This is a genomic window from Sphingopyxis microcysteis (assembly GCF_012274265.1).
In the GTDB taxonomy this organism is placed as follows: domain Bacteria; phylum Pseudomonadota; class Alphaproteobacteria; order Sphingomonadales; family Sphingomonadaceae; genus Sphingopyxis; species Sphingopyxis microcysteis.
In genome coordinates, this window is sequence record NZ_JAANYY010000002.1 from 1522898 (window position 1) to 1536341 (window position 13444).

10 protein-coding genes are annotated in these 13444 nt (G+C 64.5%); 5 read left to right on the plus strand and 5 right to left on the minus strand.

The window, feature by feature from the left end; genetic code table 11:
- Nucleotides 1-19 precede the first annotated feature (19 nt).
- The 3 genes from G9408_RS07240 to rsmA are packed head-to-tail and all read left to right on the plus strand — an operon-like array spanning nt 20 to nt 3215.
- Complete coding sequence (locus G9408_RS07240; RefSeq protein ID WP_120216781.1) at nt 20-1360, plus strand: peptidylprolyl isomerase; 1341 nt, start codon at nt 20-22, stop codon at nt 1358-1360.
- Nucleotides 1360-2379, plus strand: coding sequence for a 4-hydroxythreonine-4-phosphate dehydrogenase PdxA (gene pdxA / locus G9408_RS07245; RefSeq protein ID WP_168453292.1), 1020 nt, complete (start codon nt 1360-1362; stop codon nt 2377-2379). The genes G9408_RS07240 and pdxA overlap by 1 nt, the downstream gene beginning before the upstream one ends.
- Nucleotides 2376-3215: a 16S rRNA (adenine(1518)-N(6)/adenine(1519)-N(6))-dimethyltransferase RsmA gene (rsmA, locus tag G9408_RS07250; RefSeq protein WP_328804405.1), complete on the plus strand. Its 840-nt coding sequence runs from the start codon at nt 2376-2378 to the stop codon at nt 3213-3215. The genes pdxA and rsmA overlap by 4 nt, the downstream gene beginning before the upstream one ends.
- An 888-nt stretch (nt 3216-4103) precedes the next feature.
- Here rsmA and G9408_RS07255 read toward each other — a convergent pair.
- The 5 genes from G9408_RS07255 to G9408_RS07275 all read right to left on the minus strand — a co-directional run bounded on the left by G9408_RS07255 (nt 4104) and on the right by G9408_RS07275 (nt 10862).
- Entirely contained in the window at nt 4104-4631 is a 528-nt protein-coding gene (locus tag G9408_RS07255) for a tetratricopeptide repeat protein (RefSeq protein ID WP_168453293.1), read from the minus strand.
- A 32-nt stretch (nt 4632-4663) separates the two neighbouring features.
- Entirely contained in the window at nt 4664-5854 is a 1191-nt protein-coding gene (locus G9408_RS07260; protein WP_168453294.1) for an RsmB/NOP family class I SAM-dependent RNA methyltransferase, read from the minus strand.
- Between the two features lie 102 nt (nt 5855-5956).
- Nucleotides 5957-7414 carry an IMP dehydrogenase gene (gene guaB, locus G9408_RS07265; protein WP_168453295.1) on the minus strand — a complete coding sequence of 486 codons (1458 nt, stop codon included), beginning with the start codon at nt 7412-7414 and terminating at the stop codon, nt 5957-5959.
- Between the two features lie 119 nt (nt 7415-7533).
- Nucleotides 7534-8481, minus strand: coding sequence for a winged helix-turn-helix transcriptional regulator (locus tag G9408_RS07270; protein WP_168453296.1), 948 nt, complete (start codon nt 8479-8481; stop codon nt 7534-7536).
- A 92-nt stretch (nt 8482-8573) separates the two neighbouring features.
- Nucleotides 8574-10862: a TonB-dependent receptor gene (locus tag G9408_RS07275; protein ID WP_235957494.1), complete on the minus strand. Its 2289-nt coding sequence runs from the start codon at nt 10860-10862 to the stop codon at nt 8574-8576.
- Between the two features lie 119 nt (nt 10863-10981).
- Between G9408_RS07275 and G9408_RS07280 the strand changes: the two genes are divergently transcribed.
- Together G9408_RS07280 and G9408_RS07285 are read left to right on the plus strand one after the other, a co-directional pair.
- Complete coding sequence (locus G9408_RS07280; RefSeq protein ID WP_328804406.1) at nt 10982-11950, plus strand: NAD(P)H-dependent flavin oxidoreductase; 969 nt, start codon at nt 10982-10984, stop codon at nt 11948-11950.
- On the plus strand, nt 11947-13443 hold the full coding sequence (locus G9408_RS07285; protein WP_168453298.1) for a carotenoid oxygenase family protein: 1497 nt from the start codon (nt 11947-11949) through the stop codon (nt 13441-13443). Before G9408_RS07280 ends, G9408_RS07285 begins: the two co-directional genes overlap by 4 nt.
- Nucleotide 13444 lies beyond the last annotated feature (1 nt).

Below are 13444 nucleotides of genomic sequence, written 5' to 3' on the forward strand. Positions count from 1 at the left end.
CTTCTCGAATAGGGTAAAGATGACCAAGTTTTCGACCATGATCAGCCTGATCGCCGTGGCCGCCGTCGGCATCACGCCGGTGTTGGCCCAGACTGTCAGCGACAATGAAGTGCCGACGACCAGCCTCAATATCCCGGGCAACGTCCAGATCTTCGGCGATGCCAAGGGCAATGTCTATCGCCCGTCGGCGACCGTGAACGGTGAGATCATCACCGCCACCGACATCGAACATCGCATGGCGCTGATCCGGATCGCCAACAATGATGTCGCGCTGCCCCCCGAAGAGTTGCAGCGGCTGCGCCAGCAGGTTTTCAGCAACCTGATCGACGAGAAATTGCAGATCCAGGAAGCCAAGGCAGCGGACATCACGATCGACGAAAATGTCGTCAACGACCAGTTCGCGCGGCTCGCGCTGCGCTTCAAGCAGACGCCCGAGCAGTTTTCGACCTATCTTGCTTCGAAAGGTTCGTCGGCTGCTGCGGTGAAACAGCAGATCCGCGGCGAATTTGCCTGGGACCGTCTGTTGTCGCGCAATATCCAGTCGACCACGAACGTCTCGACCGAGGAAGTGGAATCGGTCGTCCAGCGGATGAACGATGCCAAGGGACAGGATGAGTTCCATCTTGGCGAAATCTATCTGTCGGCACCGCCCGAAAATGTCGCTGCGGTGGTCGAGAATGCCCGTAAGATCATCCAGGCCTTGCAGTCGGGCGGCAGTTTTGCCGCTTATGCGCGCCAGTTTTCCGAAGCATCGACCGCTGTCGTCGGCGGCGATCTGGGCTGGGTAAAGGCAGGCCAGTTGCCCACGTCGATGGCGGAAGCGGCCGCGACGATGCAGCCGGGCCAGCTGGTCGGTCCGATCGAGGTTCCCGGCGGCGTGTCGATCATGCTGATGGTCGACCGGCGCCAGGTGCTGACCGCCGATCCGCGCGACGCGATCCTCAGCCTCAAGCAGATCTCGCTCGATTTCCCCGCCGGTACCACGCAGGCGCGGGCGTCGGAAATCGCTGGGCAGTTTGCCGAGGCGACGCGCAATATCGCGGGCTGCGGCGCTGCCGATGCGGTTGCCGCGCAATTGGGCGCCAATGTGGTGTCGCGCGACAATATCGAAATGCGGGTGTTGCCCGCACCGCTCCAGAACACGCTGGTGAATTTGCAGATCGGTCAGACGACCCAGCCGTTCGGCGCCGCCAACGAAGGGATCAGCGTCCTGGTGCTGTGCGGCCGCGATATGCCGCAAACGGCGACCGCGCCGAACATCGAGCAGATCGAACAGCGCCTGCTCGAAGAAAAGGTCAACAAGCGGGCTCAGCGCTATCTGCGCGATCTCCGCCGGGATGCCGTGATCGAATATAGCTAATGCCTTATCCTGATCTTCGACAGCCGATCGCGGTCACCATGGGTGATCCGGCCGGCGTCGGACCCGACGTGACCGCCCGCGCCTGGGCCGCGCGCCGCGAACATGGCCTGCCTGCATTCGTCGCGATTGGCGACTCTGCGGCAATCGAAGCGGTTTGGGACGGTCCGATCGCCCGCGTCGGCGACATGGACGAGGTCCAGCGGGTCTTCGACGAAGCGCTGCCCGTGTGGCATCTGGAAGACAGCGGCCCGCTGACCCCCGGCACACCGACCGCCGCGGGCGCGACCTGCGCGCTGCACGCGCTCGAGACGGGCATCGGCCTGACCCGCAACCAGGCGAGTTCCGCGCTGGTCACCGGTTCGGTGTCGAAATTCGCCCTGCACGGTATCGGCTACACCCATCCCGGCCAGACCGAATTCATCGCCGAACGCTGCGGCGTCACCGCAACCAATGCGGTGATGATGCTGGCGGGGCCATCGCTCCGCGTCGTTCCGCTGACCGTCCATATCCCGCTCGCCCAAGTGCCCGAGCGGCTGACGGTCGAGCTGATCGTCGCCAAGGCGCGGATCGTGGCGCGCGGGCTGAAACGCGATTTCGGCATCGAAAGCCCGCGCATCGCGCTCGCGGGACTCAACCCGCACGCCGGGGAAAGCGGCCAGCTCGGCAGCGAGGAAGACCGCGTCATGATTCCCGCGGTGGCACAGCTGGCCGAGGAGGGTATCATCGTCGATGGTCCGCTCGCCGCCGACAGCCTGTTCGCGCCAGCCGTCCGCGCGCGCTATGACGCCTTGCTTTGCGCCTATCACGACCAGGCGCTGACGCCATTCAAGGCGCTGCATTTCCACGACGGCGTCAATCTGACGCTCGGCCTGCCGATCATTCGGACCTCGCCCGACCATGGCACCGCGTTCAACATCGCAGGAACCGGGCTGGCCGATCCCGGCCCGACGATTGCCGCGATCGCGATGGCCGCCACGCTCGCCATCGCGCGCGAGCGCAGCTGCGCGCCAGCGAAGTGAGCGCCCGCCCAGCGCCCGACCTGCCACCGCTGCGTGAAACGGTGCGCGCGCACGGGCTCTCCGCCAGCAAGGCGCTCGGGCAGAATTTCCTGTTCGACGAGCAACTGCTCGACCGCATCGCCGCGATCCCCGGCGGCCTCAACGGCGCCACGGTATTCGAGGTCGGCCCCGGCCCCGGCGGCCTGACGCGCGCCCTGCTCCGCGCCGGGGCAAAGGTGATCGCGGTCGAACGCGACGATCGCTGCCTGCCGCTGCTCGCGGAGTTGAGCGAGGCGTTCCCGGAGCAGCTGACGGTGATTGCCGACGATGCGATGGCGGTCGACGTCGACGCAGTTACCGGCGGCGCGCCCTACCATATTGTCGCGAACCTGCCGTACAATGTCGGCACCGCGCTGTTCACCCGCTGGCTCGAACCCGCCGCATGGCCGCCGCAATGGCGATCGCTCACCCTGATGTTCCAGCTCGAGGTCGCCGAGCGCATCGTGGCGCCGGTCGGGACCGATGCCTATGGACGGCTCGCGGTGCTCGCGCAGTGGCGGTCGAACGCGAAGATTGCGATGAAGGTCCACCGGTCGGCCTTTACCCCGCCGCCCAAGGTCATGTCGGCGATCGTCCATGTGACACCGGGCGACGAACCGGCGGGGGTCGATGCGAAGCGCCTCGCAAAGCTCACCGAAAAGGGGTTCGGCCAGCGGCGCAAGATGCTGCGCCAGAGCCTGAAGGGTGTCGAGGGCGCGGTCGCGGCAGCCGAAGCGATCGGGATCGACCCGACCCGCCGCGCCGAAACGGTCAGCGTCGCCGAATGGGTCGAGCTGACGCGGAGGCTGGGGGGCTGAGATAGGTCGCCACAACTTGGTGACGACTGGCATGTCGGCTTTGGGGTGGGGAGCGGACGGTGCCTTTACCCAGCCAAGAAGGCATTAAGCGTAGATGTCGGTCTACAAGAAGTCTTGGCGTTTTATGATGTGGACCTGGGCGGTCTTCTTCAGTTTCCCAATATGGTGGAGTGTTTTAACCTGCTACTTTGGTGAGGCGGGCGCAACAATCGGCGGTGCTTTTTTGGCTCTGCCACGGCTTCATTATGCTCACTATCTTCCGTTGCCCCGCTTGCAGTCGCTCGCTGTTCATGCGTGGGATATGGTGCGTGCCTTGGCCCGCCAAGATTTGCAGCAAGTGTGGAATCGATTTGACAGTCGCCGAGCCTGTCTGAACGTCCGCAATCGGTCGTTTCCCACCATTGTGCGCTGCTCGGATCGGCTCATGATCCCGTGCGGAAATTCCAAAGATCAGTAAAAGTCAGCCCTATGGCGGTCCGATTTTAGCCCCTCGATAGGCGGAACCTACCCAAGTGTGGCCGCTCCAGCACGGCGGAAAGCGACCGCTGCCATCGACCGGCTGACAGTCCGGAACGAAGGCTGGAACAGCGAAATAGAGTGGGAAAGGCTTATCTGGAGGCCACGACTGTTTTTGGAGTGGTGAGCGGGCGTAGCGGGAAAGCCACGCCCTCCCCTTCAGGGGAGGGCAGCGAGACTTACGAACTTGTTCGTTAGTCGCAGCGGGTGGGGGCCATCGGCCTTGCGCAAGGCCGATGGCCCCCACCCCACTACGACTAGGCAGCAAGCTGCCAAGTCTTCGTTGCCCCTCCCCTGAAGGGGAGGGGCTAGCTCGTTGTTACGGCAGCTTCCAACCGCTAACCGCCGTTCCCGATCGCGATGGGGCGAGGATCAGTTCTGGTTGCTGGCCCCAACCGTCGCGACGACGGGTTTCGGTACCAGCACCTCGGCGGCGACGACGCGCTTCGAGGCGCTCGATGCGATGGTTTTTTCGAGCGCCGCGACTTGCGGGCATTTGTCGCCGCAGACCCGCTGCGCCTCGGCCAGCTTCTCGCGCGCAAGTTCGAGGGCGCCCTTGTCGGCGAGCGCTTCGCCCTGCCCGGTCAGCGCGACGACGTCATTGGGTTCGAGCACCAGGGCTTCGCGATAGAGGCCGATCGCCTTGCCCGGCAGCCCCTGCGCGCGCGCGACCTGCGCCAGCGCGATGATCGCGGAGCGGTTGCGCGGGTCGGCGGCGAGCGCCGATTCATACAGATCGATCGCAAGGTTGAGATCGCCGGCTTCCTGCGCCTTTTGCCCTTCCTGCTGGAGCGCGGTCGAGCGCGGGAAGATGTCGTTGTCGGCGCGCTGGGCATCGGATGCCGTGGGCAAGCTGGCCAGGACAAGACCCGCGGACAGAGCCAGAATACCGACGCGCATCGCATTCTCCCATCTATTCATTGACGGGGATGCTAACATGGCGCTGTCAGACGTGCGAGAAAAAATCCGTCGCTGCGGTCATGCGCCGGGGTGAGCAGAAAACCGGCCCCCGCGGCGCGGCCAACGCCGTCCGGGAGATAGCCGGTGTCGGCAGTCCAGCCCGGATGATGATGCAGAAAATCATCCACTTGTGCCCGCCCCTCGCGCGCGATGATCGAGCAGACGGCATAAAGAAGTTTGCCGCCCGGCGCCACAAGATCGGCGCCAAGCTCGATCAGCTTCGCCTGATCGGCGAGATGCCGGTCGAGCCGCGACGGGGTAAGCCGCCAGCGAAGCTCGGGACTGCGCCGCCAGGTGCCGCTGCCCGAACAAGGCGCATCGACGAAAACGCGGTCGGCCCGGCCCTGCCAGTCGGCGAGCATATCATGTTCCTTGCCGGGGTTGAGCAGCCGCGTTTCGATGCGCGTCGCGCCCGCGCGTTCGGCACGCGGCAGAAGCTGCTGGAGCCGCGCGCGGTTGGTGTCGCAGGCAAGAATATCGGCGGCGTCGCCGGTCGCCGACGCGATCGCGAGCGTCTTGCCCCCGCCGCCGGCGCACAGATCGACGATCGCCTGCCCTGCATGGGCATCGAGCGCCGCCGCGGCATACTGGCTCGCGGCGTCCTGAACCTCGAAACGTCCCTCGGCATAGGCCGCGTGCTGGACGGCGGCGGTTTCGCCCGGCAGACGCCAGCCGTCGGTAAGCCCCGCGATCGGCTCCCCTTCGGGAAAGATCGTCGCGAGCTCATCGCCGCTCGATCGCAGACGATTGGCCCGGAGATCGAGCGATGCGCGGACCAGCATCGCATCATGCTCGGCAGCATCGACCAGCGGGTCGAACAGCGCGAGCAGCGCGGTCGCGGCAAGCCCGGTTTCGGCGCGCGGTTCGTCGGCGGCAATCGCCGCCGGGCCGTAGGAAGAGCCGTCGAACAGCGCCGCCAGTTCGGGATCGGTGTCGGCGAGCGCGAGCATCGCGGCGCGGCCCGACGGCGGCGCCGACCGGACGCGGCGGATCGCATCATAGACGAGGCCGCGGATCGCGCGGCGATCCTTCGACCCTGCATAACGCCGCGCGCGCATCGCTTCGCCAAAGATCGCGTCGGCAGGCGCCCCGCCCTCGCGCGCCGAGGCAGCGATAGCGTCGAGGATTTCGATTGCGGTCTGGACGCGGGCGGCGGGGGTCATTCAATTCTCCCCCTCCCCTTTAGGGGAGGGCAGCGAGACTGGCCAGCTTGCTGGCATAGTCGCAGCGGGTGGGGTTATCCGGCCTTGCGCATCATCTTACGCTCAACCCGCCGGATAATTCGGCGCTTCGCGCGTGATCGCGACGTCGTGGACATGGCTTTCGCGCAGCCCCGCATTGGTGATGCGGACAAATTTGGCGCGCTCGCGGAAGTCGGCAAGCGTGCGGCTCCCGGTATAGCCCATCGCCGCTTTCACCCCGCCGACGAGCTGGTGAATCACGTCCTTCGCGGCGCCCTTGAACGGTACCTGACCCTCGATCCCTTCGGGGACGAGCTTCATCTGGTCCTTGATGTCCTGCTGGAAATAGCGGTCGGCCGAGCCGCGCGCCATCGCGCCGACGCTGCCCATGCCGCGATAGCTTTTGTAGGTCCGGCCCTGGAACAGGAAGGTTTCGCCCGGCGCCTCGGCGGTCCCGGCCAGCAGCGAGCCGACCATGACGCACGATGCGCCCGCCGCCAGCGCCTTCGCGATATCGCCCGAGGTGCGCAGGCCGCCGTCGGCGATTACCGGGATATTCCGTTTCGCGGCCTGTTCTACGCTGTCGAGGATCGCGGTCAGCTGGGGTACGCCGACCCCGGCCACGATCCGCGTCGTGCAGATCGATCCGGGGCCGATGCCGACCTTCACACCATCGGCGCCCGCGTCGATCAGCGCCTTGGTCGCGTCGCCGGTCGCGACATTGCCCGCGAGTACCTGGACGCGGTTCGACAGCTTCTTGATGCGCTCGACGGTGTGGCCAACCATCTTGCTGTGCCCATGCGCGGTATCGACAACGATCAGGTCGCATTCGGCGTCGAGCAGCGCTTCGGCGCGCTCGATCCCGGAATCGCCGGTGTTGGTCGCCGCGGCGACGCGCAGGCGGCCGCTACCGTCCTTGGTCGCGTCGGGGAAATTGACCGCCTTTTCCATATCCTTGACGGTGATCAGGCCGATGCAGCGATAATCGTCGTCGACGACGAGCAGCTTTTCGATGCGGCGCTGGTGCAGCAGCTTGCGCGCCTCGTCCTGCCCGACGCCGGGGCGAACGGTTGCGAGGTTGTCGGCGGTCATCAGTTCGCGCACCGGCTGGCCGGGATTGTCGGCGAAACGGACGTCGCGGTTGGTCAGGATGCCGACCAGCTTGCCGCCGGTTTCGACGACGGGGATACCCGAAATCCGGTGCTGGTTCATCAGCGCGGTGGCATAGGACAGCGGCGCGTCGGGGGTGATGGTGATCGGGTTGACGATCATCCCGCTTTCAAAGCGCTTGACCTGCCGCACCGCCGCGGCCTGTTCTTCGATCGTGAGGTTGCGGTGGAGAACGCCGATGCCGCCGATCTGCGCCATCAGGATCGCCATGTCCGCCTCGGTCACCGTGTCCATCGCCGACGACAGGATCGGGATATTGAGGCCGATCTCGCTGGTCAGCTGGGTCGCAAGGACCGCATCGCTGGGCAGAATTTCGGATGGCCCCGGCACCAGCAGGACATCGTCAAAGGTCAGACCGGTTGTGATTTCCATCGGGGCCACTTTCTGGTGCGGGCGGCGCCTGTCCCGCATATCGGGGCGGCGCGCGCGATTCGTTTGGTGGCGGCCCATGTAACCAGTCGGCCCCGCGCGCGCCAGTGGGCGGCGCATGATTATTTCGCGGGCGACGTTTCGGTCGGCTCGACAGTGAAACGGCTGTTTTCCAGCTGCAGTTCGTCCCCGCAATGGCTGCACGCGACGACCATGTTCAGATCGTGACCACAGGGGCGGTGGGTCAACAGCACCGGCGGTCCGCGCTCGTCCGAAAACCAGCGGTCGCCCCATTGCAGCAACGCGAGCAGCACCGGATAAAGGTCGCGGCCCTTGGCGGTCAGGCGATATTCGAAGCGGTCGCCGCGGTCGGAATAGGGAACCGCCCGAATGATGCCCTGCCGGACCAGGCGCTCGAGCCGCCTGGTCAGGATGTTGGTCGCCATCAGCGTGTCGCGCTGGATCTCGTCAAAGCGGTTGATCTGCGTGAACATCGCGCGGACGACCAGCGTTGCCCAGCGGTCGCCGAACAGCTCGATCATCGTGTCGACCAGCGGGCGGCCACCCGGGCGCCGCGCGCCGATTTCGCCGTTGAACCGGCGGCGCTCGTAATGCGGGACGATCTGCGCCAGCCCCGGCCCTTCGCGCCAGTCGACGTCGCGCGGGTCGATTTCGGCGTGGCAATGACCGCAGGTCGGCACCGGTTCGGTCGCATGGCCGCACGTCGCGTGGTGCAGGCGGACCTGAAAGTCGCGGCCGTCCGCCTCCCACTTGTGCTGCCAGCGCAGCATCATCAGGCCGTTGGGAAACTGGTCACGGCCCTTTGGCGTGAGCATATAATGAAAACCGCGGCCGCCCTTGCGCGGCACCTTGGCGAGGCAATCCTCCTCGACCAGTTTCTTGAGCCGCCCGTTGACCACCGAGCGCGCGAGGCCGGTGCGCGCGACAAATTCGTCGAAACTGTGGATGCCCAGCAAGGCCTGTTCCATGAGCAGCAGCACCGGCACGTCGCCGACGACGTCGAGTGCGCGCCAGATCGAACAAGCCCTGATGGTGCGGTCGTGTTTCAAGCTCAAGCCATCCTGCAGTCCGTGCCGCCACTAAACCACGGCCGCTATCCCGACAAGGCTGGCAGGAGGGCAGTACACCGCCCTCCCCCGTGTCAAAAGCGCCCGGTCAATTGGACCGCAATCGTGCGCGGGCGATCGACGATGCCGTTGTACGCATTGCCGGCATTGCGGGTGATCGTCGTCGCCAGCGGCATCGAGCTCGCGGTTTGCAGGATGCGCTGGTTGGTCAGGTTGCGACCGATCAGCGCGATCTCCCACCGGTCATCGACCTGCGCCAGTGCCAGCCGGGCGCCGAGTTTGACGTAACCGTCCTGATGCGTGCGCGGGTCGAGGTTCGCGGCAGCGATATAGGAGGAGGAGAAGTCGGCATTGACGTTGAACGCCACCTTCATGTCGCTGCTGATCGGGGTCGTATAGTCGAGGTTTAGGTTGCCCGACCATTTCGGCGACAAGGCGTTGCGCAGCCCGGTGTAGTCGCAGAAACCTCCCGGCCCAGGCGTTTGCAAATAATAGCATTGGCCCGAGGTGAAGTTGGTGAATTTGAAGTCGAGATAGGCGATCGCCCCGCTAAGCGTCAGCCCGTCGGCAAGCGCGGCGCGGAAGTCGGCCTCGACCCCCTGGGTGCGCGCGCCGGCGGCGTTGGCGACGTTGAAGTTCAGCGTGCCGTCGAAGATATTGACCTGCAGATCCTTGTAGGTCGTGCGATAGAGCGACAGGTTGAACGCAACATTGCGCCCCTTGTATTTCAGCCCCGCCTCGAAATTGTCGGCGCTTTCGTCCGCGAATTCGAATGCGCCGGGGCGGGCGACGGTGGTCGATCCCGGCAGCGAATTGGAGCGGATGTCGAAGCCGCCCGCCTTGGTCCCGCGCGCGAACGAGGCATAGAGCATCAAGTCGTCAGTCGCGTCGAACTGGACGTTGACCATCGGGTTGAAACTGTCTTCGCTGAGTTTGCCCGAGATGCTGTGCGCCTCGATATTGAGCGCGCGGAAGGTCGCCGCCACGATCAGCGGGTTGAAGCTGTTGAGCGGACCCTGCACCACCGCGAGGGTACGGCTGCCGCTTTTCTTTTCATGGTTGAAGCGCGCGCCCGCGGTAATCCGGAAGCGGTCGCTCAGCGCCAGCTCGCCCTGCGCGAACACCGAGATCAGGTCGGATTTCTGCGAATAGACGCGGTCGTTGCGCGTATCGCCGATGGCATTGAACGGCGGCCCCAGCGCAAGGAAGGTCGAGTTGAACAGCACCTGATCGTCGACATCGAGCTTGGCATTCTGATAATAGACGCCGGCGATATAGTTGAACGCTTCGCCGCCGGGCGATGCCAGCCGCAATTCCTGCGAGAACTGGCGGTAGTCCTCCTGCAAGTTGGTGCCGTCGAGGAAGCTGATCCCCGAGAAATCGACATCGACGATTTCTCGGGTCTTGTAATCGAGCAGCGAGGTGACCGAGGTCAGCGTATGCTCGCCAATGTCCAGATCGGCGTTGAGCGTCGCGCCGAACACCTTGTTGCGGCTTTCATAACCATTGTCTTCGCGGACAAAGTCGGGGTTGGTGCTGACGAAGAACGGTCCCTGGAACACGGTGTTGTAATTGCCGACCGCGCCGAACACGTCGCGCGGCTGCCCCTTCATTTCAAAATCGGCATATTCCAGCTTGAGCTCGGCGGCGAGCGGCCCGCCCTTGTCGAACTCCAGCTTGCCGCGAACATAATATTCTTCGACATTCGGTTCGTCGCGGTCGAGCTTCTGATTGTAGAAATAGCCGTCCATCGAGCGGTGGTAGCCGACGACGCGCGCCTCGATCCCGTCGCTGAGCGGTCCCGACAAGACGCCGGTCAGCTGGAATTCCTTGTGGTTGAATTCATAAAGCCCGCTCACCGACCCTTCAAACTCGTCGGTCGGGCTGCGCGTGGTGATGTTGACCGCGCCCGCGATGGCATTTTTCCCGAACAGCGTCGGCTGCGGGCCGCGCAGCACCTCGACGCGCTCCATGTCGACCAGCGGCAGGCGCGAAAGCTGGTCGCGGCCGTAATAAACACCGTCGACGAACATCGCGACCGACTGTTCGAACCCCTTGTTGTCGCCCGACGCGATGCCGCGGATCGCGATGCGGTTGGCGATCGCGGTCTGGGTGATTTTGAGGTTCGGCACCGACGAGCTGATCTGTTCAAGGTTGGTCTGGCCGTAATTTTCGACCTGCTTGCCGCTGACCGCCGAGATCGAGATCGGTACGTCCGACAGCCCCTCGGCGCGTTTCTGCGCGGTGACGATGATTTCCTCGAGCCCGCCCTGATCATCAGCCGGCGCCGCGTCCTGCGCAAAGGCCATACCGGGGCTGGCGAGCGCCGATGCAGCGAGCAGCGCAACAAAATAGCTCTTCATAAGGATCCTCCCACGCTCCATCGTCTTGGCGACCACCGCCCGCGATGTTTTTCTTGCCTTGCGACTCATAACGGCTTTAAGTATCGTTATGCAAGTCAGATAATTTGAGAGGATAGTTGGTGCCGCACAACGGCCTTCCCCCCGCGCTGACGCGCAATTTGCGCCTGCCCGCGATCGCGGCGCCGATGTTTCTCGTGTCGGGGCCGGAGATGGTGATAGCGGCGTCGCGCGCGGGCGTGATCGGCAGCTTTCCTGCCCCCAATGCGCGAACGTCGGCCGATCTGGAGGATTGGGTCAGCCGGATCGACGCGGCGCTGTCGAACGATCCCGACGCCGCGCCTTGGGCAGTCAATCTTGTCGTACATCCATCCAACAGCCGCCTCGCCGAAGACCTTGCCTGCGTCGTGCGCCACAAGGTGCCGCTGGTGATCACCGCGCTCGGCAGCCCGGCGCGCGTGGTCGAGGAAATCCACAGCTATGGCGGACTGGTCTTCGCCGACGTCAATTCGGTCGGCTTTGCGCGCAAGGCGGCAGCGGCGGGCGTTGACGGCCTCGTCCTTGTCGCCGCGGGCGCGGGCGGCCACACCGGCGCGACCGCGGGCTTCGCTTTCGTCGAGGAAGTGCGGCAGTTCTGGGACGGACCTCTGGTGCTCGGCGGGGCGATCTCGACGGGTCACGCTGTACGTGCGGCCGAAATTCTCGGCGCCGACCTCGCCTATCTGGGCACATCGCTGATCGCCTGTGCCGAGAGCATGGCGGTGCCGGGATATAAGGACATGGTCGTTGCCGCCGGTGCCGAGGACATCGTGCCGTCGAAGGGCATCACCGGCGTGACCGCCAACTGGCTGAAATCGAGCCTGATCGCCGCAGGCTATGACCCCGCGAACATGCCCGAGGACAAGCGCCCGAACTTCTCCGACGCACAGGACGACGCGAAGGCATGGAAAAATGTCTGGTCCGCCGGGCAAGGCGTCGGCGCGGTGCGCGGCGTCGAACCTATCGCGACCATCGTCGATCGCCTTGTTTCCGAATATGATGCCGCGGCCGCAAGGCCGCGCTTTGCAGCCGCCGAAGGAGTCCCCGCATGACCGCCCAGCTTGTCGAGACGATCCAGACCACCATCCAGCCGAACGATCACCCCTATATGAAGGGCGCGTGGCGGCCGACGTACAACGAATGGAACGCGATCTTCGCCAATGGCGATGCCGAAGTGCTCGGCAACATTCCGACCGACATCGACGGCGTCTATGTCCGCACCGGCGAGAACCAGATCCACGAGCCGATCGGGCGGTATCATCCGTTCGACGGTGACGGCTTCATCCACGCCATTTCGTTCAAGGACGGCCGCGCCAGCTATCGCAGCCGCTTCGTCCGCACCAAGGGATTTGCGGCGGAGAAGGAAGCAGGCCGCTCGCTGTGGGCCGGACTGATGGAACCGCCGCACAAGTCGACGCGCCATGGTTGGGGCGCGCAGGAATGGCTGAAGGATTCAAGCTCCACCGACGTCGCGATCCATGCCGGCAAGATCATCTCGACCTTCTATCAATGCGGCGAAGCCTATCGGCTCGACCCCTTCACGCTCGAACAGTATGGCACCGAAAGCTGGGTGCCCCTCGACGGCATTTCGGCGCATTGCAAGGTCGATCTCGCGACCGGCGAGCTGATGTTTTTCAATTATTCGAAGCACGCGCCTTATATGCATTATGGCGTCGTCGGCCCGGACAATAAGCTGAAGCATTATATCCCGGTGCCACTGCCCGGCCCGCGCCTGCCGCACGACATGGCGTTCACCGAAAATTACACGATCCTCAACGACATGCCGCTCTATTGGAACGAGGAGTTGCTCGAAAAGCGGCTGCACGTCGTGCAGTTTCATCCGGACCAGAAGACGCGCTTCGCGATCATTCCGCGGCATGGGCAGCCCGAGGATATTCGCTGGTTCGAGGCCGAACCGACCTACACGCTCCACTGGCTCAACGCGTGGGAGGAAGGCGACGAGATCATCCTCGACGGCTATTATCAGGAAGAGCCGATGCCGAAGTCCTACCCCAACGCCCCCGAGGGCTTGGAACGGATGATGGCCTATCTCGATCAGGGGCTGCTCAAGCCGCGCCTCCACCGCTGGCGCTTCAACCTCAAGACCGGCGAAACCAAGGAAGAGCGGCTCGACGACCGCGACCTCGAATTCGGCATGTTCAACCATCGCTATGCGGGCAAGCCCTATCGCTATGCCTATAGCGCGATCCCCGAGCCGGGCTGGTTCCTGTTCCGCGGCTTGGTGAAACATGACCTCAATGCGCGGACGAGCGAGGAATATGAATTCGGCCCCGGCCGCTTCGGCAGCGAAGCGCCATTTGCGCCGCGGATCAACGCCAAGGACGAGGACGACGGCTATCTCGTCTCGTTCATCGCCGACCTCGAAACCGACAAATCCGAATGCGTGCTGATCGACGCCAAGAATATCGCGGCAGGCCCGGTGTGCCGGATCATCCTGCCCGAACGCATCTGTTCGGGAACGCACAGCGTTTGGGCGAGCGGCGACGATATCGGCATGGGCGAAAACAGCGTACTGGCCGCCTGAG